Source organism: Leucobacter sp. L43 (genome assembly GCF_016597785.1).
Lineage (GTDB): Bacteria > Actinomycetota > Actinomycetes > Actinomycetales > Microbacteriaceae > Leucobacter > Leucobacter alluvii.
Genome location: NZ_JAENJG010000001.1, coordinates 1,783,901 through 1,806,138 on the forward strand (window position 1 = coordinate 1,783,901; position 22,238 = coordinate 1,806,138).

Annotated in this window: 21 protein-coding genes; 7 read left to right on the plus strand and 14 right to left on the minus strand. The window is 69.0% G+C overall.

The window, feature by feature from the left end; translation table 11 throughout:
- Nucleotides 1–114: 114 nt before the first annotated feature.
- The 7 genes from JE033_RS08300 to iolC form a co-directional block, all read right to left on the minus strand.
- On the minus strand, nucleotides 115–1,131 hold the full coding sequence (locus JE033_RS08300; protein WP_200330732.1) for a Gfo/Idh/MocA family protein: 1,017 nt from the start codon (nucleotides 1,129–1,131) through the stop codon (nucleotides 115–117).
- 84 nt (nucleotides 1,132–1,215) lie between these two features.
- Nucleotides 1,216–2,133, minus strand: a complete 918-nt coding sequence (locus JE033_RS08305; RefSeq protein ID WP_200330733.1) for a sugar phosphate isomerase/epimerase — start codon at nucleotides 2,131–2,133, stop codon at nucleotides 1,216–1,218.
- Nucleotides 2,134–2,179: 46 nt separating this feature from the next.
- Nucleotides 2,180–4,120 (minus strand): 3D-(3,5/4)-trihydroxycyclohexane-1,2-dione acylhydrolase (decyclizing), encoded by a 1,941-nt coding sequence (gene iolD, locus JE033_RS08310; RefSeq protein ID WP_200330735.1) that lies wholly within the window; start codon nucleotides 4,118–4,120, stop codon nucleotides 2,180–2,182.
- Nucleotides 4,117–5,142 carry a 5-deoxy-glucuronate isomerase gene (iolB, locus tag JE033_RS08315; protein WP_200330737.1) on the minus strand — a complete coding sequence of 342 codons (1,026 nt, stop codon included), beginning with the start codon at nucleotides 5,140–5,142 and terminating at the stop codon, nucleotides 4,117–4,119. Before iolB ends, iolD begins: the two co-directional genes overlap by 4 nt.
- A 25-nt stretch (nucleotides 5,143–5,167) precedes the next feature.
- The gene (locus JE033_RS08320; RefSeq protein ID WP_200330739.1) at nucleotides 5,168–6,682 is read right to left on the minus strand and encodes a CoA-acylating methylmalonate-semialdehyde dehydrogenase; all 1,515 of its coding nucleotides are present in this window, start codon (nucleotides 6,680–6,682) and stop codon (nucleotides 5,168–5,170) included.
- Nucleotides 6,672–7,640, minus strand: coding sequence for a class I fructose-bisphosphate aldolase (locus JE033_RS08325; protein ID WP_370567924.1), 969 nt, complete (start codon nucleotides 7,638–7,640; stop codon nucleotides 6,672–6,674). Before JE033_RS08325 ends, JE033_RS08320 begins: the two co-directional genes overlap by 11 nt.
- Before the next feature lie 2 nt (nucleotides 7,641–7,642).
- Nucleotides 7,643–8,599 carry a 5-dehydro-2-deoxygluconokinase gene (iolC, locus tag JE033_RS08330; protein WP_090145838.1) on the minus strand — a complete coding sequence of 319 codons (957 nt, stop codon included), beginning with the start codon at nucleotides 8,597–8,599 and terminating at the stop codon, nucleotides 7,643–7,645.
- A 189-nt stretch (nucleotides 8,600–8,788) separates the two neighbouring features.
- Between iolC and JE033_RS08335 the strand changes: the two genes are divergently transcribed.
- Entirely contained in the window at nucleotides 8,789–9,547 is a 759-nt protein-coding gene (locus tag JE033_RS08335) for a GntR family transcriptional regulator (RefSeq protein ID WP_090145836.1), read from the plus strand.
- A gap of 34 nt (nucleotides 9,548–9,581) precedes the next feature.
- Here the strand turns inward: JE033_RS08335 and JE033_RS08340 are convergent, their stop codons facing one another.
- Complete coding sequence (locus tag JE033_RS08340; protein ID WP_090145834.1) at nucleotides 9,582–10,808, minus strand: glycosyltransferase; 1,227 nt, start codon at nucleotides 10,806–10,808, stop codon at nucleotides 9,582–9,584.
- Nucleotides 10,809–10,930: 122 nt separating this feature from the next.
- Between JE033_RS08340 and JE033_RS08345 the strand changes: the two genes are divergently transcribed.
- Nucleotides 10,931–11,947, plus strand: coding sequence for a cation diffusion facilitator family transporter (locus JE033_RS08345; protein WP_090147282.1), 1,017 nt, complete (start codon nucleotides 10,931–10,933; stop codon nucleotides 11,945–11,947).
- Nucleotides 11,948–12,051: 104 nt separating this feature from the next.
- On the plus strand, nucleotides 12,052–12,696 hold the full coding sequence (locus JE033_RS08350; protein WP_090145832.1) for an MIP/aquaporin family protein: 645 nt from the start codon (nucleotides 12,052–12,054) through the stop codon (nucleotides 12,694–12,696).
- 223 nt (nucleotides 12,697–12,919) lie between these two features.
- Here the strand turns inward: JE033_RS08350 and JE033_RS08355 are convergent, their stop codons facing one another.
- The 4 genes from JE033_RS08355 to JE033_RS08370 all read right to left on the minus strand — a co-directional run bounded on the left by JE033_RS08355 (nucleotide 12,920) and on the right by JE033_RS08370 (nucleotide 17,729).
- On the minus strand, nucleotides 12,920–14,353 hold the full coding sequence (locus tag JE033_RS08355) for a dihydrolipoamide acetyltransferase family protein (protein ID WP_200330741.1): 1,434 nt from the start codon (nucleotides 14,351–14,353) through the stop codon (nucleotides 12,920–12,922).
- A 26-nt stretch (nucleotides 14,354–14,379) separates the two neighbouring features.
- Nucleotides 14,380–15,381, minus strand: coding sequence for an alpha-ketoacid dehydrogenase subunit beta (locus tag JE033_RS08360; RefSeq protein WP_200330743.1), 1,002 nt, complete (start codon nucleotides 15,379–15,381; stop codon nucleotides 14,380–14,382).
- Nucleotides 15,378–16,559, minus strand: coding sequence for a thiamine pyrophosphate-dependent enzyme (locus tag JE033_RS08365; RefSeq protein ID WP_200330745.1), 1,182 nt, complete (start codon nucleotides 16,557–16,559; stop codon nucleotides 15,378–15,380). The genes JE033_RS08360 and JE033_RS08365 overlap by 4 nt, the downstream gene beginning before the upstream one ends.
- A 66-nt stretch (nucleotides 16,560–16,625) precedes the next feature.
- Complete coding sequence (locus JE033_RS08370) at nucleotides 16,626–17,729, minus strand: histidinol-phosphate transaminase (protein ID WP_200330747.1); 1,104 nt, start codon at nucleotides 17,727–17,729, stop codon at nucleotides 16,626–16,628.
- Nucleotides 17,730–17,831: 102 nt separating this feature from the next.
- On the opposite strand from JE033_RS08370, the gene JE033_RS08375 reads away from it, so the two are divergent.
- The 4 genes from JE033_RS08375 to JE033_RS08390 all read left to right on the plus strand — a co-directional run bounded on the left by JE033_RS08375 (nucleotide 17,832) and on the right by JE033_RS08390 (nucleotide 21,224).
- Entirely contained in the window at nucleotides 17,832–18,239 is a 408-nt protein-coding gene (locus tag JE033_RS08375; RefSeq protein WP_200330749.1) for a phage holin family protein, read from the plus strand.
- Between the two features lie 91 nt (nucleotides 18,240–18,330).
- Entirely contained in the window at nucleotides 18,331–19,716 is a 1,386-nt protein-coding gene (gene purB, locus JE033_RS08380; RefSeq protein ID WP_200330751.1) for an adenylosuccinate lyase, read from the plus strand.
- Between the two features lie 102 nt (nucleotides 19,717–19,818).
- Nucleotides 19,819–20,685: an LssY C-terminal domain-containing protein gene (locus tag JE033_RS08385; RefSeq protein WP_090145822.1), complete on the plus strand. Its 867-nt coding sequence runs from the start codon at nucleotides 19,819–19,821 to the stop codon at nucleotides 20,683–20,685.
- Nucleotides 20,682–21,224 carry a hypothetical protein gene (locus JE033_RS08390; protein ID WP_200330753.1) on the plus strand — a complete coding sequence of 181 codons (543 nt, stop codon included), beginning with the start codon at nucleotides 20,682–20,684 and terminating at the stop codon, nucleotides 21,222–21,224. The genes JE033_RS08385 and JE033_RS08390 overlap by 4 nt, the downstream gene beginning before the upstream one ends.
- Nucleotides 21,225–21,233: 9 nt before the next feature.
- Here JE033_RS08390 and JE033_RS08395 read toward each other — a convergent pair whose 3' ends face one another.
- Complete coding sequence (locus JE033_RS08395; RefSeq protein ID WP_090145817.1) at nucleotides 21,234–21,524, minus strand: hypothetical protein; 291 nt, start codon at nucleotides 21,522–21,524, stop codon at nucleotides 21,234–21,236.
- Nucleotides 21,525–21,551: 27 nt separating this feature from the next.
- Nucleotides 21,552–22,133, minus strand: a complete 582-nt coding sequence (locus JE033_RS08400) for a hypothetical protein (RefSeq protein WP_200330755.1) — start codon at nucleotides 22,131–22,133, stop codon at nucleotides 21,552–21,554.
- Nucleotides 22,134–22,238: the final 105 nt, after the last annotated feature.

Here is a 22,238-nt window from a genome sequence, read left to right on the forward strand (position 1 = left end):
TGCTGCGCGCGGGCTGCGCGGGCAGCGCGGGCTTCGGTGAGTGATTCGACATCGGTGAGCGGTGTTCGTGCACATCGCTCCCACCGAAGCCGAATATCTCACGGCGGCAGTGGATCAGGCGTAGAACGCCGGGCGCTCCGGCGCCTCGACCGGCACCACACCGCCGTCGTGCATCGCGGTGACGCCCGCCTCGCACGAGAGCGCGACGAGGTAGCCGTCCCACGCGTTCGGTCCGTCGACGAGGTCGCCGCGGTGCACCGCATCGACCCAGCGCTGGATCTGCTCGTCGTACGCCGCGGCGAAACGCGTGGTGAACGACTCGTGCTCCTGCATGCTGAAGCGCCCGGCGCTCCAGCGCTGCAATCCTGCGGGCTGGCCGATGCGGGCGACGCCCTGCTCGAAGACGGCCTCCGTGGCGACCTGGTAGCCGAACTGCACGCTGACGCTCATCTCCACGTCGACGAGCACGCCGTTCTCGAGCTCCATGAGTACGAGGATCGGCTCGTGCAGCCGCTCCGGCGCGAGCGAGTTGCGGCGCGGGTGCTTCACCTCGACGCTCACGACGCGCGACCCCGCGAGCCACGGCACAACGTCGAACTCATGCACGACCGAGTCGGTGATGAGCATGTCGTTCGTGTAGGTGTCCGGCACCGAGGGGTTGCGGTGCACGCCGCGCACCATCAGCAGTTCACCGCTCTCGCCCGAGGCGACCAGGTCGCGCAGCGCCTGGTACTCGGCATCGAAGCGGCGCATGAAGCCGACCTGGATGTGCGGCCGGTCGAGCTGCTGTTCGAGCTGCAGCACCTCCCAGGAGCTCGCGGAATCCTGGGTGAGCGGCTTCTCGCAGAGGATCGGCAGCTGCGCTGCCAGCGCCGGAGCGAGCACCGGCGCGTGGAACTGGCCGGGAACGGCGATGAGCACCGCGTCGAGCGCGTCGGCCGCGATGGCCTCCTCGACGCTCGCGAACACCTGCGCGTCGGGCGCGTGCTCAGCGGCCGCGGCCGCTCGGTCGGCGTCGGGCTCGACGACAGCCGAGACGCGAGCGCCGCTGATGCGGGCGGTGATGCGGGCGATGTGGTCGGCGCCCATCTTGCCGGCGCCGACGACGGCGACGCGGAGATCTTCAGTCATGGTCGATGGTTCCTTTCGATTCGAATCCGGGCCCGAGGGCGATCCCTGGACCGGCAGCGCGCGCCGCGATGCGACGCTCGAGCGCTACCTCCTGGCGAGGTGCGTGCAGGAGAAGATGTGCTCGCGCGTGCGCGTCGCGATGGGCAGCGGGCGGTCGACGTCGCAGCCGTACATGTCCTGCTCGACGATCGCGAAGATGTCGGCGTCGATCTTCGCGACGGCTTCGATCACCGGTGCGAGGTCGGGAACGCCGTTGGGGGGTTCGATCATGATGCCCTGGGTCACCGCTTCGGCGAAGGGGACGTCGTTCTTCAGCACATCGAAGAGCAGCGAGGGGTCGACCTGTTTGAGGTGCAGGTAGCCGATGCGCTCCGGCCGCTCCTCGATGAGCTTCACGTTGTCACCGCCGTAGTAGGCGAAGTGGCCGGTGTCGAGGCACAGGTTGGTGTACCGCTCGTCGGTCTCGTCGAGGAAGCGCAGCACCTCTCGCGTGGTGCCGATGTGGCTGTCGGCGTGGGAGTGGAACTGCTGCTTGACGCCGAACTCCTCGAGCAGGGCCTTGCCGAGGCGATCGTGTCCGGCGCCGAGCTTCGCCCACTGCTCGTCGGTGAGGGTGCGCGGCTCGAGCACTTGACTCGTGGCGTCGCTGCGCCAGAGGTCCGGGATCACGACGAGGTGCTCCGCACCGAGCTTTGATGCGAGGCCAGCGACGTTCAGCGCCTGATCCCAGGCACGCTGCCACTCGTCGTCTCCCTTGTGGAAGCCGGTGAACACCGTGCCGGCCGAGAGCTTCAGGCCGCGCTTGCCGAGCTCGTCCTCGAGCTGGTGCGGGTCGGTGGGGAGGTAGCCGTACGGTCCGAGTTCGATCCACTCGTAGCCGGAGGCGACGACCTCGTCGAGGAAGCGCTCCCAGGGCACCTGACCGGGATCGTCGGGAAACCACACGCCCCAGGAGTCGGGGGCGGTGCCGATGCGCAGCCCGGCTTCGTTCGCTGCAGTCATGACCTGTCCTTCGTATTTCGCGGTGAGATTCGGGAGGGATCGGCGCTCAGCCGAGCAGCGGCTTCTGCGCGGCTGCCTGCTCCTCATAGGCGGCTCGCGCGCGCTGCGTCGACTCGAGCGTCGAAACCTGCTGCACCGGCACGTCCCACCAGCCGGCGCCGTCGGGGGCGTAGACCAGCGGGTCGCTGTTGATGTGGATGAACGTCGCGCGATCCGACGCCTTCGCCTGAGCGATCGCCCGCTCCAGGTCGGAGATCGCGTCGCTCGTCGGTTCGACCTCGATGACGTCCATGCCGTAACTGCGGGCGTTCATCGCAAGGTCGACCGGCAGCACTCGCTCGCCCTGGAAGTTCTTCGCGGTGTCGTCGTACTCGCGGTACCAGGTGCCGAAGCGCTCGGAGCCGACCGTTTCGGAGAGGTGGCCGATCGAGGCGTAGCCGTGGTTCTGGATGAGGATCACGATGACCTTGATGCCCTCGGCGACCGCGGTCACGAGCTCGCTGTTCAGCATCAGATACGAGCCGTCGCCGACCATGATGATCACGTCGCGGTCGTCACCTGCAGCGGTCAACCCGCGCTTCGCGCCGATACCGCCCGCGATCTCGTAGCCCATGCACGAGTACGCGTACTCGACGTGGTACCCGAGCGCGTCGCGCACGCGCCACAGCTTGTGCAGGTCGCCCGGCAGCGATCCCGCCGCCTGCACGACCACGTCCTCCGCAGCACTCGAGCGCTGCACCGCTCCGATGATCTCCGGCTGGCCGGGCAGCTCCCTGCCGGAGGGGGCGAACGCCTCGTCCACGAGGCCGTCCCACGCCGCTTTCTCCGCGGCGATGCGCTCGGCGTAGGCGGCGTCGACGCCGAGCTGCGCGGCAGAGCCCCCCTCGAGCGCTGCGAGCAGCTCGACGAGCGCCTCTCTGGCGTCGGCGATCACCGGGATCTGCGTGCCGTGCTTGTACGCGTCGAATGACGCCACGTTGATGTTGACGAAGCGCACGCCGGGGTGCTGGAACGCGGTGCGCGACGACGTCGTGAAATCGCTGTAGCGCGTGCCGATCCCGATGATGACATCGGCATCCGCAGCGAGGCGATTGGCCGCGAGGGTGCCGGTCGCCCCGACACCGCCCAGGTACTGCGGATGATCCCAGTCGAGCACGCCGCCGCCGGCCTGCGAGGAGCCGACGGGAATGCCGGTCGCCTCGACGAACGCGCGCAGCTGCTGCTCGGCGTCCGAGTACAGCACGCCTCCGCCCGCGACGATGAACGGGCGTTTCGCCTCGCGGATCGCCTCGAGCGCGACGGCGAACGCATCGCGCTCGGGGCGCGGACGGCGAATGCGCCACTCGCGCGGTTGCAGGAACTCCTCCGGAACATCGACGGCCTCCGCCTGCACGTCTTCGGGGAGCGCGATCGTCACGGCTCCGGTCTCGGCAGGATCGGTGAGCACGCGCATGGCGGCGAGCGCGATCGAGAACAGCTGCTCGGGGCGCTGCACCCGGTCGAAGAACTTGGAGACCGGGCGGAAAGCGTCATTCACCGTCAGCCCGATGTCGTGCGGCTGCTCCAGCTGCTGCAGCACGGGGTCGGCGACGCGCGTCGCGAACGTGTCGCTCGGCAGCAGCAGCGCTGGCAGGCGGTTCGTCGTGGCGAGCGCCGCGCCCGTGAGCAGGTTCGTGGCGCCGGGGCCGACCGATGCAGCAGCGGCGTAGGTGCCGCGCCGACGGTGCATGCGGGCGTAGCCCACCGACTGGTGCACCATCGCCTGCTCGTTGCGAGCCTGGTAATAGGGCATGAGGTCGGGCTGCTCGACGTTGACCTGCTTGAGGGCCTGGCCGATCCCGGCGACATTGCCGTGCCCGAAGATGCCGAACGTTCCGGGAATGGTGCGCTCGCGGATCTCGGTTCCGTCGGCCGCGCGATCGACGGTCCACTGGTTCGCGAGGAACTCGATCAGTGCTTGACTCACGGTCATCCGTCGGGTCGTCATCGTGCCTGCTCCGTTTCGGTCACTGGGGTCTGCGGGGTGAAGGGAAGGCGCGCGTCGAGTTCCTGACCCTCCCAGGTGTCGCGCACCCAGCCGTGCGCCGGGTCGTCGCTGATGAGCCAGGTGCGCTCTGGATCGGGGCCGGCCATCACGTTGAGGTAGTACATGTCGTACCCGGGGGCGGCGACGGCGGGCCCGTGGTAGCCGTGCGGCACGAGCGCGATGTCACCGGTGCGCACCTGCGAGTCGATCTCGATGGGCCCGGCCGGTGAGGCGTACGTGCTGAACAGGCCGAACGCGCGCTCGGGATCGACGCCGGCGGGGGCGTCCTTCGTCGGCGCGACCTCGAAGTAGTAGATCTCCTCGAGCTCCGACTCGTGCCCCGGGATGTGCTCGTCGTGCTTGTGCGGCGGGTACGACGACCAGTTCTCGGCCGGAGTGATGACTTCGACGACGATGAACCGTGCCGCGTCGAGCGACTCCTTGCGGCCGAAGTTGTGCACCTGGCGACTCGAAGCACCGGCGCCGCGCAGCTCGACCGGCACGTCCTCGACCGCCATGTAGCGGGAGGGGCGCACGAGGGCCGGGTCGTCCGCCGGCACCGGAGAGGTGGCGACGAGGAAGCGCGCTTCGCCCGATGGTGCCGAGGTCGCGGTGACCTCGGCCTCGGCGACCGCTGACAGGTAGAGCACGTCGGTCGGCCCGTCGAAGACGGAGGCGCGTCCGGCGAGATCGACCGTCGTCTCGGTGTCGGCATCGGCCCCGGCAGCAGTCGCGGCCGGCGCGCGGCCGTCTTCGCGGTATCGCACGGAGAACGCGCCGGAGAGGGGAACGATCAGTCGTTCGACGCCGCTCCCGTCGAGGGCGATGGACGCACCCTCGGCGAGCCGGGCGACCCGCACACCCGTGTGCTCCCAGCCGGGGATGCGCTCGTCGACGACGGACTCCCACCCTCCTTCGGCGAGCTCGCCGCGCCGATGGAACCATCGGCCGGCCGGTGCCGTCTGCTGCGCGTCGTGCGTCATGTCGCCCCTCCTCCGGTGCGTTCGATCAGTCGTTCTGGGGGAACCCGAGGTTGATGCCGCCGTGCGTCGCGGGATCGAGCCAGCGACTGGTGATGGCTTTCTCACGGGTGAAGAACTCGAAGCCCTGCACGCCGTACGCCTTCGAGTCGCCGAAGAGCGACGCCTTCCACCCGCCGAAGGAGTGGTATGCGACCGGCACGGGGATCGGGACGTTGATGCCGATCATGCCGACCTGGATCTCGTGCTGGAAGCGGCGGGCCGCACCGCCGTCGTTCGTGAAGATCGCAGTGCCGTTGCCGAACGCGCCCGAGTTGATGAGCTCGACGCCCTCTTCGAACGTCTCGACGCGCACGATCTCGAGCACGGGCCCGAAGATCTCCTCGGTGTAGGCGCGCGACGTCGTCGGCAGGTGATCGATGAGCGTCGGCCCCACGAAGAACCCGTTCTCGTGCCCGTCGACTGAGAAGCCCCGGCCGTCGACGACGATGGTCGCCCCGTCCTGCTCGGCGATGTCGATGTAGCCGGTCACCTTGTCGCGATGCGCATCGGTGATGAGCGGCCCCATGTCGGGTTCGGGCGTCGATGCGCCGTTGCCGATCGAGAGGTTCGCGATGCGCTCGGTGATCTTCTCGATGAGCGCGTCGGCGACGGGCTCGACCGCGAGCACGACCGAGATCGCCATGCAGCGCTCGCCTGCGGCGCCGTATCCGGCGTTGATCGCCTGGTCTGCGACGAGGTCGAGGTCGGCATCGGGCAGCACCAGCATGTGGTTCTTCGCTCCGCCCAGAGCCTGCACGCGCTTGCCGTGCTTCGAGGCGGTCTCGTAGATGTACTGCGCGATCGGCGTTGATCCCACGAATGAGATCGAGTGCACGCCCGGGTCGGTGAGCAGGCCGTCGACGGCGAGCTTGTCGCCGTTGAGCACGGTGAAGACGCCGTCGGGCAGGCCGGCCTCCTGCCAGAGCTCGGCGAGCCACAGGGCCGCAGAGGGATCCTTCTCGGAGGGCTTCACGATGACGGCGTTGCCCGCGGCGATCGCGACGGGGAAGAACCACATCGGCACCATGGCCGGGAAGTTGAAGGGGGCGATGATGCCCGCCACGCCGATCGGCTGCTTGATCGAGTAGACGTCGATGCCGGTCGAGGCGTTCTCGGAGAACGCGCCTTTGATGAGGTGCGGGAATCCTGTGGCGAGTTCCACGACCTCCTGGCCGCGCAGGATCTCGCCCATGGCGTCCGAGACCACTTTGCCGTGCTCGCGCGTGATGATCTCGGCGAGCTCGCCCTTGCGGGCGTTCAGCAGCTCGCGGAACTTGAAGATGACGGTCTGGCGCTTCGCCATGGAGAATGCGCTCCAGGCCTCGAAGCCGCGGGTGGCCGAGGCGATCGCCGCGGCGATCTCCGCCTCGTCGGCGAGGGCGACGTGCGCCTGCACCTCGCCGGTCGCCGGGTTGAAGACGGGGGCGGTGCGGCCGCTCGTCGAGGCGCGACGTGCGCCGTCGATCCAGTGCGGGATCACGGGGAGGGAATCAGTGCTCATTGCGGGTGTCCTTCGTGTCGTTCGTGTGCGAGATCGAAGCGAGACCGCGGATCGGCTGCGCCTCGCGAGGAGTTTCGGGGAGATCGCGGTGCACCAGCCGCGCGGCCGTGTCGACCGCGGCGGCGACGTCGCCGTCGTGCGGGTAGAGCAGCGTGCGGCCGACCGTGAGGCCGCGCACGCCGGGCAGGGCGAGGGCGCTCTCCCACGAGGCGAACGTCTCGTCGGGATCGCCGCCGTTGTCGCCGCCGAGCAGCAGCGTCGGCATCGTCGTGGCCTCCATGACGCGCTCCATCTCGGGGACCACCGGCAGCTTCATCCACGTGTAGGCGCTCGAATTGCCGAGCCCGGAGGCGATGGCCGTCGAGAGGATCACCGCGTCCGCCGAGAGATCGTTGATCACCTTTCCGCCGACGCGGCTGCTCATGAACGGCTCGAGCATGATCGGCAGCCCCGCGGCCGCGGCAGCGTCGACGGCGCGAGCGGTCGCCTGGAGCGTCGACGCGGTGCCGGCGTCGTTCAGGTCGACGCGGATGAGCGTCTTCGCGAAATCGAGGCCGTGACTGACCATCGCGTCGATGTCGTAGGCCGTATACCGGTCGTCGAGCTCGAACGAGGCGCCGCGCAGCCCGCCCCGATTCATCGACCCGACGACGATCTTGTCGTCGAGCAGGCCGAGGGCTGCCAGATCGTCGATGATGTCGGGGGTTCCGAGCACGCCGTCGACGCCGGGGCGCGAGAGCGCCAGCGCCATCCGCTCGAGCAGATCGTAACGATTGGCCATGGCGGTGGCGTGACCGCCAACGGCGATCGCTCCGCGGGCCGGGTGATCCGCGGCCACGATGAAGAGCCTGCCGTCACCGGCGATGACGTCGCGCCGGCGCCGTTCGGCGAGCGCGCGAGTGATGCCGGACGGGTCCGCGGCGCGCAGCTGGCGCAGGCGGTCGAAGTCGAGTGCCACGATCAGGCCCCCTTCGCGAGCAGGGTTTCGACCTCTGCGGCGTCGGGCATCGCCGTCGAGCACTCGCGGCGCGTGGCCACGATCGCTCCTGCGACGTTGGCGAAGCGGAAGATGCGCTCGAGGTCCCAGCCCTCGAGCAGCCCGTGGCAGAGCGCTCCGCCGAAGGCGTCGCCCGAGCCGAGGCCGTTGATCACATCGACGAAGTGCGGGGGCACCTCCACGCGCTCCTCCCGGGTCTTCGCGAGTACGCCCTTGGGCCCCTGCTTCACGATCGCGAGTTGCAGACCGCGATCGAGCAGCGCGTCTGCGGCTCGGTCCGGCTCGGTCTCCCCCACCGCGACCTCGCACTCCTCGCGGTTTCCGACCGCGATCGTCGCGCGGCCGATCGCCGCCGCGACCTGCTCCGTGGCTTCGGCCGCGTCGCCCCAGAACATGGGGCGGTAGTCGAGGTCGAAGATCGTGTGCGCGGCGCCGTCTCGTGCTTCGAGGGCGGCGTGGTGCGTCGACCGGCTCGGCTCCTCGCTCAGTCCGGTGAGCGTGAACCACAGGATGCGCGCCTCGCGGACGGCCTCGAGGTCGAGATCCTCGACCGCGATCTGCAGATCGGGCGCCTTCGGCTTGCGATAGAAGTAAAGCGGGAAGTCGTCCGGCGGGAAGATCTCGCAGAAGGTGACCGGCGTGGGGTACTCGGGGTCGACGCGGACCTCGCGATTGTCGACCCCGAGTCGTTCGAGTTCGCGCAGCAGGTACGTGCCGAAGGGGTCGTCGCCGACGCGTGAGATCAGAGCGCTCGCCCGGCCGTACTTCGCTGCGGCCACCGCGACATTCGCCGCGCTCCCGCCGAGGTATTTGCCGAAGCTGGTGACATCTTCGAGGCCGATCCCGTCTTGCAATGGGTAGATATCGACTCCGAGCCGACCCAGTGCCAGAACGTCATCCCGACGCCGCAGTTCCGACATTCGCTACTCGCCTTCTCGTAGTGACGCAGGCGGGCCCCGTGCACCGCTGCATTTGTCCTAACAATAGCACGAAGCGGCGGGGCGCCACGTGCACACTCCGCTCGGGGGTAATGTTGTCATCACAAAGAGGTCGCTCGCGGCCCACCGCATTCGATCCGCGTGCCACCCCAGCGCCGAGGAGCACCGCACATGAGCATTGAACCCGTCTGGCCGAGCGAGCTCTTCACCGATCTCGACCGCAGCGGCCCCATCCCCCTGTACTTCCAGATCTCGAGCCGACTCGAGCGCGCGATCCGCGACGGCATCATCCCAGCCGGCGCTCGCCTCGAGAACGAGATCGCGATCGGGCAGCATCTCGGCCTCTCACGCCCGACCGTGCGACGCGCGATCCAGGAGCTCGTCGACAAGGGCCTGCTCGTACGGCGCCGGGGCATCGGCACCCAGGTCGTGCAGGCCAGGGTGAGCCGACCCGTCGAGCTCACGAGCCTGCAGGAGGATCTCACCCGCGCGGGCCACCACCCGAGCACGCGGGTGCTCTCACTCGAGAAGATCCCCGCGGACGAGGAAGCGGCGGTGCGACTCCGCGTCGACGTCGGCACCGAGATCACGCGCATCCGCCGGCTGCGCAGCGCCGACGGCACCCCGATGGCGATCCTCGAGAACCTCCTGCCGCCCGAGTACGCCGACATCACGTTCGCGGACCTCGAGACGCACGGGCTCTACGAGATGCTGCGAGCGCGCGGCATCGCCATCAAGATCGCGAACCAGACGATCGGAGCGCGGCGCACTCACAGCGACGAGCACGAACTGCTCGACGTCGCGAAGGGCAGCCCCGTGCTCACCATGGATCGCGTCGCCTTCGACCAGGGCGGCAGTGTCATCGAGGCCGGGCATCACTGCTACCGGCCGGATCTGTACTCGTTCGAGACCACACTCGTCTCCCGGTAGCGCGCAGACGGTCCGGACCCCGCTCGGCTCGCTCCTACCGAGCGATCACCTCGCGGTACACCTCGACGAGACGGTCGGCCGACGCCTGCCAGCTGCGCTGCAGCGCGTGCGCGCGTGCCGCATCCCCCATGCGCTTCAACCCGGGGCCGTCGGCGAGCATCTCGCGGATGGTCGACGCCCAGACCTCGGGGTCGTCGCCGGCGATCAGGACGCCCGTCGTCCCGGCGACGACGGCTTCGCGCAACCCGCCGGCGTCACGGGCGATCACGGGCACGCCCGATGCTGCCGCCTCGAGCGCGACGAGGCCGAATGTCTCGGTGTGCGACGGCACGAGCATGAGACTGGCCGACCGAATGCGCTCAGCCAGTTCGCGCCGTCGAAGCGCCCCCTCGAACGCCGTCGTACTGAGCATGCCGTGCGCGACGACCGACTCGTGCAGCGCGCGAGCGTAGTCATCGCCGTCGGGAGGGGGCGCGCCGACGATGCGGAGCGTCGGGCGCTCGGCGTGAGGGAGCTGCGCGATCGCCTCGATCGCGAGATCGAATCCCTTGAGGGGGTGCAGGCGGCCGACGAGGATCACCTCGGGCCTCCCTCCTCCGCGCAACCAGTCGCGCTGCTCCTCGCACTCCGCGGTGTCGCACGGTCGGAACAGGTCGGTGTCGACGCCGAGCGGCACCACGCGCACGCGATCCGGATCGCCTTCGAGCCTCGCGAGCACCGTGGCCCGTTCAGCCTCGCTCACCGCGATGATGAGGTCGGCCTCAGCGGCCAGCCGCGCTTCGCCCGCCAGGCGTCCGGGCGACTCCGGGCGCTCCCCGTCACCGAACGGCGACTCGGGCGGCGCGGCGATCGAATGATAGCTCTGGAGCAGCGGAATGCCGCAGTCACGGGCGACCGGCAGTGCGGCGATGCCCGAGAACCAGTGCTCCGCATGCAGCACCTCGACCGGGTCAGCGGTGAGTTCGGTGTGCAGCAGGCGGCTGAAGTCCTCCATCACCTGCTCGTGCTCGCCCTTCGCCAGCAGGCGAGGGGCACCGGCGTCGAGCAGCAGCACGGTCAGGTTCGGCATGAGCTCGACGCGCGCCGGAGTGTCGGTGTCGCTGCGCCTCGTGAAGATGCGCACGCGGTGGCCGGCACGGGCGAGCGCTTCCGCCTGCGCGCGCACGACGACGTTCATTCCGCCGGCATCTTTCGTGCCCGGCACATCGAGCGGCGAGGTGTGCAGCATGACGAAGCCGATCGAAAGTGCTGCGGGAGTCATGCTTCGAGCGTAGTGGCAGGATCGGTGCCTTCCGTCGCACGACCCCGTCGTCATCGGCCGCCCCTCGACGAAATATACCCCAGGTGGGTATGCTCGAAGTATCCGATCGTGAAGGAGACCCGATGACCGAGCCGCACGAGAGCAGCGACGCCTGCGAGCCGGAGTTCAGCGCCGGGCACCCCTCACGTCCAGGAGAGCACGCCGGCGCCCGCGGATCGCACGCGCACGATCACGGCCTGCAGGGCGCGACCTCCGGCACGGCGAAGCACCGGCGCAAGCTGGTGCTGGTGCTCGTGATCACGCTGACGGTCTTCGTCGTGCAGCTCATCGGCGCCTTCGTCTCGAACTCGCTCTCCCTCCTCGCCGACGCCGGCCACATGCTCACCGACGCCACCGGAGTCGCGATCGCGCTCATCGCGAGCCTCATCGCGGGCGTCGCGGCGACGTCGAAACGCACCTTCGGGTATCTGCGGATCGAGATCCTCGCCGCGCTCATCAACGGCATCGTGCTCGGAGTCATCGCGATCGTCATCCTCGTCCAAGCCATCGCTCGCTTCGGCACCGAGGTCGAGGTGCACTCCGTTCCGATGCTGGTCGCCGCCGTCATCGGAGCCATCGCCAACCTGATCTCCCTGCTCATTCTGCAATCGGGGCAGCGCGAAAGCCTCAATGTGCGCGGGGCGTACCTCGAAGTGCTCGGCGACCTGCTCGGCTCCGTCGCCGTCATCGTCGCCGGCACCATCATCCTGTTCACCGGCTGGAACGCGGTCGATCAGATCGCCTCGATCCTCATCGCCCTCCTCATCTTCCCCCGGGCGATCAGCCTGCTGCGCGACGTCGTCGATGTGCTGCTCGAGGCGTCGCCGAAGAACGTCGACGTCGACGCCGCCCGTGCCCACATGGAAGCGGTGCCCGGCGTCGAAGAGGTGCACGACGTGCACGCCTGGACCATCACCTCAGGCGTGCCCGCCTTCTCAGCCCACGTGACGGTGGCCGACGCCGCGTGGAGCGAACGCGGGTACCACGCGATCCTCGACGAGGTCCGCGCCTGTCTGCACGAGCATTTCGACACCGAGCACGTCACGCTCCAGTTGGAGCCGCGCAGCCACGAGACCGCGGGCGAGCGCGTGCACGCCTAGGGTCGGCACCGAGACGTACTCCACCCGTGACGCGGCGCCTCCCGTTCGGCATAATGAGTGTGAGCTGTGTATCTGCACAGAATGCCTGAGAAAGTGAGTCGAAGATGACCGGTACCGTTCGCAACGCTGGGGCCGAGGCTCTCGCAACACTGCTGTTCGTCTTCTCGATCGTCGCCGCGATCAACAACGCGGGCGACTTCGCGCCCCTCGCCATCGGGTTCACTCTGATGGTGCTGATCTACGCCACCGGCCACCTCTCCGGCGCCCACCTGAACCCGGCGGTCTCGCTCGGCGCGCTCATCCGCGGTGCGCTGAGCGCAGGCGACTTCGTGGCCTACGTCATCGCTCAGCTCGTCGGCGGCGTGCTCGGCGCGCTGCTCGCCGGACTCATCTTCCCGGCAGCCGCAGCGGCGAAGGAGATCGAGGTCGGGCCGGCCTTCCTGGTCGAGGCGCTCTTCACCTTCATCCTCGTCTACGTCGTGCTCAACGTCGCGACGTCGAAGGACACCGAGGGCAACTCGTTCTACGGCCTCGCCATCGGTTCCGTCGTCGTCGTCGGAGCGTTCGCCGTCGGCCCGGTCTCGGGCGGCGGGTTCAACCCGGCGGTCGCTCTCGGCCTGGCCGTGCACGGCGACTTCGCGTGGTCGAATCTGTGGCTCTACTTCGTCGCCCCGCTCGTCGGCGGTGCACTCGCCGCATTCGCCTTCCGCGCCTTCAACCGCCACGACCTCGCCACGGTCGAGGCCTGAGCGGAGCCTGAGCGGGGCCCGCTCCGTAGGCTCGCATCGCTGAGTTCCCGCGTCGGTGAGAGATTCGGCGACGGTGAGGCCGAGATCCCCGAGCACTTCTCACCGACGGTGAATCCCTCACCGGCCCGCGCGACTCATCGGCGCCGGGTCGCGCACCTCACCGGGCCGCGCACCTGATCGGCGCCGCGCCGCGCACCTGACCAGCGCCGCAGAGCTCATCCGCTCAGTCGAGCAGCAGTGCGGGCTCCTCGAGCACCGAGGCGACGTCGGCCACGAATCGTGAGATCACATCGCCGTCGACGATGCGGTGGTCGAACGATCCGCCGACGGTGGTCACCATGCGGGGGCGCACCTCTCCGTCGACCACCCACGGCTTCTGACGGATCGTGCCCATCGCCATGATGCCGCACTCACCGGGGTTGAGGATCGGCGTGCCGAAGTCCATGCCGAAGACGCCGATGTTGGTGATGGTGATGGTGCCTCGCGCCATGTCGCTCGGCTGCGTCCGCCCGTCGCGAGCGGTGATGGTCAGCTGCTCGATCGCACGCGCGAGGTCGAGCAGGCTGAGGTCTTGCGCGTCCTTGATGTTCGGCACGACGAGCCCGCGCGGCGTGGCCGCGGCGATCCCGAGGTTCACGAAGTTGTGCCGGATGATCTCGGTGTCGGTGAAGGTGGCGTTCACCTCTGGGCTCCGGCGCACTGCCCAGAGCATCGCCTTCGCGAAGATCAGCAGCGGCGACACCTTGACTCCAGCGAAATCGGTCGAGCTTTTGAGCCGCTTCACGAACTCCATCGTGCGAGTGGCGTCGACGTCGGTGAACACGCTCACGTGCGGCGCCTCGAACGCGCTCGTCACCATCGCCTGCGCGGTCATCTTGCGAATGCCCTTGAGCGGGATGCGCTCCTCGCGCGCCTCCGTGACCTCCGGGGTCGACAGATTGCGGAAGAGACTGGCCTGCGACGCCTGACGAACCACATCGTCGCGCAGCACCTCCCCGGCGATCCCCGAACCGATGATCTGCGTCATATCGACGCCCAGGTCTTTCGCGAGCTTGCGGATCGGCGGTTTCGCGATCACCGGCGACGAGTCGGCGACGGGGATCACGGCGTGCGAGCCCTGCTGGGGCGTGCGCGTCGCACCCGCCTGCGCGGCGGCGGCGTCCGCCGATCCCTCGCTCGCAGCTCCGCTCCGCACCAGCGGTTCTCCCCCGCGACGACGGCGCGACTTCACTGCGCCGCCGGTGCCGTAGCCGACGAGTACCGCTCCGGCCTCGCCGTTCTCGTGCGCCACACTCGCCGCGGTGTCGGCGACCACGTCGCGCGTCTCCTCGGTATCGACGGGGGCGGCAGTGGCCTGGGGATCCGCGGCGACGTGGTGCTGCCCACCGACGGCCGGCGCGCCGTCGGCGTCCGCAGCATCGACGGTCACGCGCAGGATCGGCTGCCCGACCGGCACCGTGACGCCGACCTCGACGAGCACCTCAGACACGATCCCCGTGAATGGGGACGGCAGCTCGACGAGCGATTTCGCGGTCTCGATCTCGCAGATCACCTGGTTCAGCGCGACCGTATCGCCGGCCGCGACGTGCCACGTGACGATCTCGGCCTCGGTGAGTCCCTCGCCGACGTCGGGGAGTGGGAACGTCATCTCGCTCATGGAATCTCCTGCTGTCAGTTCGGGGGTCAGTAGTGCATCGTGCGGTCGACGGCTTCGAGCACCCGGTCCGCATCGGGGAGGAAGAGCGGTTCGATCGCCGCCGCGGGGAACGGGACATCGTAGCCCGAGACGCGCAGCACTGGCGCCTGCAGCGAGTAGAAGGCGCGCTCGGCGACCGTCGCCGCGATCTCGCTGCCAACGCTCGCGTTGCCCGAGGCCTCCTGCGCCACGACGAGGCGACCCGTCTTGCGCACGGAGGCGAGCACGGGCTCGTAGTCGATGGGCGAAACGGTGCGCAGATCGATCACCTCGAGGCTCGTGCCCTCCGACTGGGCGATCTCCGCGGCCTGCAGCAACGTCGTCACCATCGCGCCGAACCCGACGACCGTGCAGTCGGTGCCGGTGCGGGCCACGCGACTCTGGTGCAGGCCGGAGGCGGGCGCACCTGGATCGACCTCGCCCTTGTGCCAGTACTTGGCCTTCGGCTCGAAGAAGAGCACCGGGTCATCGGAGGCGATCGCCTGCTGAATCATCCAGTAGGCGTCGTTCGCGGTCGACGGGGCCACGACGCGCAGGCCGGCGGTGTGCGCGAAGTACGCCTCCGGGCTCTCCTCGTGATGCTCGATCGAGTTGATGTGCCCGCCGTATGGCACACGGATCACGATGGGCATGTTGACGGTGCCGTCGTGCCGGGCGCGGATCTTCGCGAGCTGCGTGGTGATCTGGTTGAACGCGGGGAAGATGAATCCGTCGAACTGGATCTCAACCACGGGGCGGTACCCGCGCAGTGCCAGACCGATCGCGCTGCCGACGATGCCCGCTTCGGCGAGCGGCGTATCGAGCACGCGCGCTGAGCCGAAGTCGGCCTGCAGTCTGTCGGTGACACGGAACACGCCCCCGAGCGGGCCGATGTCTTCGCCCATCAGCAGCACACGGTCGTTCTCGACCATCGCGGCGCGCAGCCCCTCGTTGATCGCCTTCGCGATCGGCAGGGTGGTGCGCTCCGTCAGCGTCTGCCCCTCGGTCATTCGGCGCCCCCCTCGAACGACGATTCGTATTCGGCGAACCAGGCGCGCTGCTCGTCGATGCGCGGATGCGGCTCGGCGTACACGTGGGCGAACATCGACTCCGGGTGCGGCGCGGGCAGGGTCAGAATCTGGTCGCGAACGACCTTCGCCTGCTGGTCCGCGGTCTCGGCGACCTCGGCGAAGAACGCGTCATCCACTCCGAGCCCCCGCAGGTACGCCTCGAGGCGTGCGATCGGGTCGCGCAACTGCCACGACTCGAGCTCGCCCTCGGGGCGGTAGCGCGTGGGGTCGTCGGCGGTCGTGTGCGCGCCGATGCGGTACGTGAGCGCTTCGATGTACCCGGGCCCCGCGCCCTCGCGCGCGAGGCGCATGAAACGCCGACCCACCGCGTAGGCTGCGAGCGGATCGTTCCCGTCGATCTGCACCGCGCGCAGACCGAAGCCGAGTGCGCGACGGTAGAGCGGCGTGCGCGACTGACGCGCCACCGGTACCGAGATCGCCCAGCCGTTGTTCTGCACGACGAACACCTCCGGCGTCTGGTAGCTCGCCGCGAAGATCATCGCCTCGTTGGGATCGCCCTGGCTGGAGGTGCCGTCGCCGTAGAAGACCATGGTCGCCTCGCCCGTTGGGGTGCCCGCCTCGCCCGCGTCGAGCGTCGTGCTGCCCGAGCGGCGCTTCGCGTCGAGCACCTGCGCGAGGGCGTGCCCGGTGGCGTGCTGCGTCTGCGAGCCGAGCACCAGGGTGTAGAGGTGCACGTTGCCGTTGGCCGGATCCGTGATGTCCCATCCGCCGTGCGTCACGCCGCGGAACTGCGCGGCGATGGAGAGCAGGTCGACGCCGCGCACCTGCGCGACGAGGTGCTCGCGGTAGGCGGGGAACACGTGATCCTGGGGTTCGGTGGCGCGCACGAGGCCGACCTGGCAGCCCTCCTGGCCGACGCTCGGCACCCAGAGTGCGAGCTGGCCCTGCCGTTGCAGGTGCGTGCACTCAGTGTCGAAGGCACGCGTGGACACCATGTCCCGGTACCACTGCTTGAAGTCGTCCACGCCGATGCCCTCGAGCTCGGCGGCGTACTCGGCTGCGGTGCCGGACGGCGCGTACCCGCCCTCCGCGTCCAAGAAGCGGATCGGCTCGGGATCGTCGCTGCGCAGCAGGCGCTCTGTGATCTGTTCGCTCATCTCGATTCAGTGTAATGAGTGCTGCTGCACCGGGCGGGATATACCGTCGATGTCATGCCGGGGCGCCTACCGCTGCGCGAGATGCTGCCGCACGATGTCGATGACGACCGGAACGCTCTCCGGTTCTCCGACCGAGACTCGCACGCCGACTCCCGCGAACGGGCGCACGAGCGTCCCGGCCTCTGAGAAGTCTGCGGCGAGCGCGAGCGCATCGGCGACTCCCCCGGGCGCCTGACCCGTCTCGGGAATCCAGACGAAGTTCGCCTGCGCCTGCGGAATCGCGAGGCCCAGCTCGCGCAGCGCAGCGGCGAGCGCATCGCGTCGCTCGGCGAGTGCCGCCACGCGCTCGGCGTGCGCGGCTCGTGCCGCGGGGGTGAGCGAGGCTCGCGCAGCGCTTTCCGCGATTCCGGTGACCGAGAGCGGAATCGCCACGCTGGCCGCAGCAGCGAAGATCGCGGGATCGCCCACGCCGTACCCGATCCGGAGGCCGGCGAGGCCGTAGGCCTTCGAGAAGGTGCGCAGGACGACGAGGTTCGGGTGCTGCCGCAGCACCTCCTCGCCGCGCACCGCCTCGGGGTCGGTGACGAATTCGCGGTACGCCTCGTCGAGCACGACGAGGGTGTCGGCCGGCACTCGCGTCATGAACCGGTCGAAGTCGGCGCGGCGGATCGCGGGCCCGGTCGGGTTGTTCGGCGAGCACAGCAGCACGACTCGGGTGCGCTCGGTGATCGCGTCGGCCATCGCGTTGAGGTCGTGCTCGGCGGTGGGGGTCAGCGGCACGCGGCTCGCAACGGCGCCCGAGGCGAGGCCGAGCGACGGGTACGCCTCGAAGCTCGGCCACGCGTGCAGGTACTCGTCGCCCGCGGCGGCGGCGGCCTGCACGAGCTGGAAGAGGATCGCGACAGAGCCCGCAGCCAGGTGCACGTGCGTTCCGTCGACGCCGAACTCCGCGCCGATCGTCTCTCGGAGCTCTGGCATCGCCACGGCGGCGTACCGGTTGATGTCGGAGCGCTGCGCGATCGCATCGAGCACACCGGGGAGCGGCTCGAACGGGTTCTCGTTGCTCGAGAGCTTGTAGCCCGGCTTCGTGGGCGTTGCGCCCTGGCGGTACGCCGGGACGGCGAGCACGTCCGCACGGAAACGGACGGGGGGCACGACGTTGTCACTCATGACAAGTGAGTCTAGTGACCAGGCCAGCATGTACTCGTTGAGCGCCCACGGCGGTGCTCGATCGCTCTCTCGCGATGCACGCATCGGGTGAGAGAATGAAGCATGCGCACGATCCTCCGAGTCCTCGTCAACGCCTTCGCCCTCTGGCTCACCACGCTCATCGTCGGCGGCAGCGGCGACCACGGCGTCTGGATCGTGCCGATCAACACCGAGAGCTCGGGGTACCTCCTCACGCTCGTACTGGTCGCGCTCGTCTTCGGCCTCGTCAACGCGACGCTCGGCAAGGTCGTGCGTTTCGTCTCGATCCCCCTCTACATCCTCACGCTCGGCCTGTTCGGCCTGATCGTGAACGGCGTGCTCCTCGCCGTCGTCGCCTGGCTCTCCGATCTCGCCGGGTTCGGCCTGCGACTCGACGGGTTCTGGTGGGGCGTGCTCGCTGCACTGGTGCTGTCGATCCTCTCCGGAATCCTGAACGGACTGCTCGGGACCTCCCGCAAGAAGGATCGCTGAGCCCCGCCCCCGCGGGCGGCAACGGACCGGTGCGGCGCCCGGCGTGGGAGAATGGACGACGGACCGCGATCCCGAACTCCGAGAGGCTCACATGACCCCGCTCCCCACGCAGCCCATCAGCCCCCTCGACGGACGCTACCGCGCTGCGGTCGCCGAACTCGGCAACACCCTCTCCGAGGCGGGCCTCAACAAGGCGCGCGTGCACGTTGAGGTCGAGTGGCTCGTGTACCTCACGGAGCACTCGTTGCTCGGAGGCACCCCGATCGATCCCGAGCAGGTCGTCGCACTGCGCGCCTGGGCCGCCGAGTTCGGCCAGGCCGAGATCGACGAGCTCGCCGAGACCGAGCGCGTCACGCAGCACGACGTGAAGGCCGTCGAGTACCTCGTCCGCGCCCGGCTCGAGTCGCAGGGGCTCGGCCGCCTCGCCGAGCTGACGCATGTGTGCTGCACGAGCGAGGACATCAACAACCTCTCCTATGCGCTCACCGTGAAGCAGGCGATCGCCGATGTGTGGCGGCCGCGCTTCGAGACGGTCATCGCGGAGATCGCGCGCCAGGCCGAGCTGTACCGCGAGCTCCCCATGATGAGCCGCACCCATGGTCAGCCCGCGACCCCGACGACGCTCGGCAAGGAGCTCGCGGTCTTCGTGCACCGTCTGGAGCGTCAGCTCAACCAGATTGACGATGTCGAGTACCTCGGTAAGTTCTCGGGCGCGACCGGCACCTTCGCCGCTCACCTCGCCGCGGATCCCGAGACCGACTGGGCGCAGGTTTCGCAGGAGTTCGTCGAGGGGCTCGGGCTCGATTGGAACCCGCTCACGACGCAGATCGAGTCGCACGACTGGCAGGCCGAGCTGTACACGCGCATCGCCCACGCCAACCGCATTCTGCACAATCTCGCCACGGATATCTGGAGCTACATCTCCATCGGCTACTTCCGCCAGATTCCGGTAGCCGGGGCGACGGGCTCGTCGACCATGCCGCACAAGGTGAACCCGATCCGCTTCGAGAACGCCGAGGCGAACCTCGAGCTCTCCAATGCGATCCTCGATTCGCTCGCCGCGACGCTCGTGACGAGCCGCTGGCAGCGCGACCTCACCGATTCTTCGGCGCAGCGCAACATCGGCGTCGGGCTCGGCCACTCGGTGCTCGCCCTCGACAACATCCTCAAGGGGCTCGGTCAGATCGACGCGGCGCCCGAGGTGCTCGCCGCCGATCTCGACGCCAACTGGGAGGTGCTCGGAGAAGCGATTCAGACCGTGATCCGCGCAGAGGTGACCGCCGGTCGGTCGACGATCAGCGATCCGTACGCGGCGCTCAAGGAGCTCACGCGCGGCCGCCGCATCGGGCAGGCCGACCTCATCGAGTTCGTGGAAGGGCTCGAGATCGGCGATGCCGCGAAGCAGCGGTTGCTCGCGCTCACCCCGTCGACCTACATCGGCGACGCGGTGCGGCTCGTCGACTTCCTGCAGCGCTGAATCGGGGCCGCCGGGGCGCAGGATCGGCGGACGGCCCGGGAACCCACGGCGCCCGCCGCGATCCCTCTGCACGGTCCGCCTCCCGCTGATTACGATGTGACTATGAGTTCAGAGCAGAACGTCGCACCGCCGGCGCACGGTGGAGCACCGACTCGCCGGCGCTTCTCGGTGACGACAGCGCTCGATCACTTCTTCTTCGTCTATGCGGGGGTCGCAGCGGTCTGGCTCGCCTGGCTCATCTTCACCGAGAGCTTCCACATCGGCTGGTTCGGCATCTTGTTCGGGGTGATCTTCTGGGCGACGCTGGCGTACCTCGCGCTGCCCCGCCTCCACCGCATTCTCACGACGATCTATGTGCCCGACTACTTCATCGGACGCACGAGAACGAGTGACGGCCTGCTCGGCGATCCCGTCAACCTCGCGGTTCGAGGCGGGGAGGCGGAGCTGCGCCGCGCGCTCGAACGGGCCGGCTGGATCCCCGCCGACGCCGTCACCCTCTCCTCCTCGTGGCGGATCATCACGTCGACCGTCACGCGGCGCAGCTACGACCGCGCGCCCGTGAGCCCGCTCATGCTCTTCTCGCGCGTGCAGGACTTCGCGTACCAGCAGGAGGTCGCCGGGAATCCCGCCAAGCGGCATCACGTGCGGTTCTGGCGCACCCCCGACGGTTGGCTGCTCCCGGGCGGGGCGCGCGTGGACTGGCTCGCCGCGGGGACCTTCGATCGCGCCGTCGGGCTCTCACTGTTCACGCTGCAGGTCACGCACAAGATCGACGCCGATACGGACGTGGAGCGAGATCACATCATCGCTTCCGTTCGTGCATCGAACCCGGCGGTGGGGCTCGAGACCCTGCGCGACTTCGCCACCGGGTACCACTCGAGGAATGGGGGCGGCGACAGCATCCGCACCGATGGCGACCTGCCGATCCTCGAAGTCGGGTACCCCGAGCAGAACTCGGCGACCTCGTGATGCGCGATCCCGGCAAGCGCGCCGCCTCTGAGACGGTGAGCGCGCTCGCGAGCCCGTCCGCTCCGGCCCCGGTCTCCGCTCCCCGTCCGGCGTCGCTCACCGGCGGCGCCCTGCTGGTGCTGCTGCGCTGCGTCGGCGGCATCGTCTGGGTCGTCAGCGTCTTCGCCCAGTGGCCGTCGATCCAGCAGGACCTCGAACTCGACGGCGTCGCGCCCGCCGTTGCGCTCGGCGTGCTCGCCGCGTTCGAGGCGGTCTGGCTCGGCGCCCTCGCCCTCTTCGCGTGGCTGCTCTGGCGCGGCAGCAATCGTGCGCGAATGCTCGCGATGGGGTGGGCGGCCGTGAGCGTCACGGCTTCCGCAGTGAGCTACTTCGCCGCGGGCGCGGAGATCACCGTGCGGACGACGCTGCTGACGGTGTCGCTCGACATCCTGCTCATGCTCGCGCTCTCCAGCCGAGATGCGCGTGCCTGGACGCTCGGGCGACGCGACGCTCGCAGGGAGCGGCGTCGCTCCCGACACCGCACGAGCCCCTCGGCGTGAACCGGCGGATCAGTGCCAGTTGGGCTTGTCGTCCGGTCGCTGCAGGTCTTTCCGAGCGTCGATGTCTTCCTGACTCGGCTTACCGCCCAGCCCGACGAGTGCCACCATCATGATCGAGACGATGAAGCCGATGCCCAGGAATACGGCTGCAAGGATCAGATCCCGTGTCGCCATCAGCACCACCAGTCCGGCGAACAGCCCGAGCACCACGGAGAAACCGATGAGCTCGAGCGGCTTCAGGCGGTCACGGCGCGACGGCGTCACGGGTTCCTGATTGGCGGGCTCGGGGGGCTGAGTCATGTCTGCTTTCCGGAGAATCGTGGTCGGTTATCGGTCGCCGGCGATGGCATCTCGAGACGCGCGCTCCTGGCGCGTGTCGAACGCGGAAATGCCGAGGAACACTCCGGCGAGCACGGCGTAGGCGCCGAGGAACCCGAGTACTGCGACCTGATCGTTGCGTACCAGCACGACGAGTAGGGCGAGGAGCATGCCGGTCGCGCCGAGGAAGATGGCGTCCTGGCGGCTTCCGGGGCGCACGGTGGTCCCGAGGAATTCGAGGATCGCGCTGACGACGGCCCACCCTGCGACGACCATCGCGAACGCGATGGCGGAGCCGGTGAACGCGAGGCCGACCGCGAGCGCGCACGAGGCGATGCCGAGCAGGAGCGGCAACGGATCGCCGCCAGCGGGCCGTCGTGACCACCACTCCACCAGGTGCGCGATGCCGATGGCGCCGATGGTGAGTGCGGCCATGCCACGGTCGAACGCGAGCTGCTCGTGCAGGGGCGCGGAGAAGGCGATTGCGATGCCTGAGATCAGGAGCACTGCGACTCGCACCAGCTTCACTGTGCGCGAGACGGGGATTTCGGGAGTCGTCGATCCCGCAGTCGTCGAAACTGCAGCAGGCATGACACCCCTTTCTCGGTCACGGTCCAGTCTACCCCGGCCTCGCTGGAGAGAATCCCGGCACCGCACGGCGCCGGGTCGGTGCCGAGGCGCACGGCAGCGGTCGAG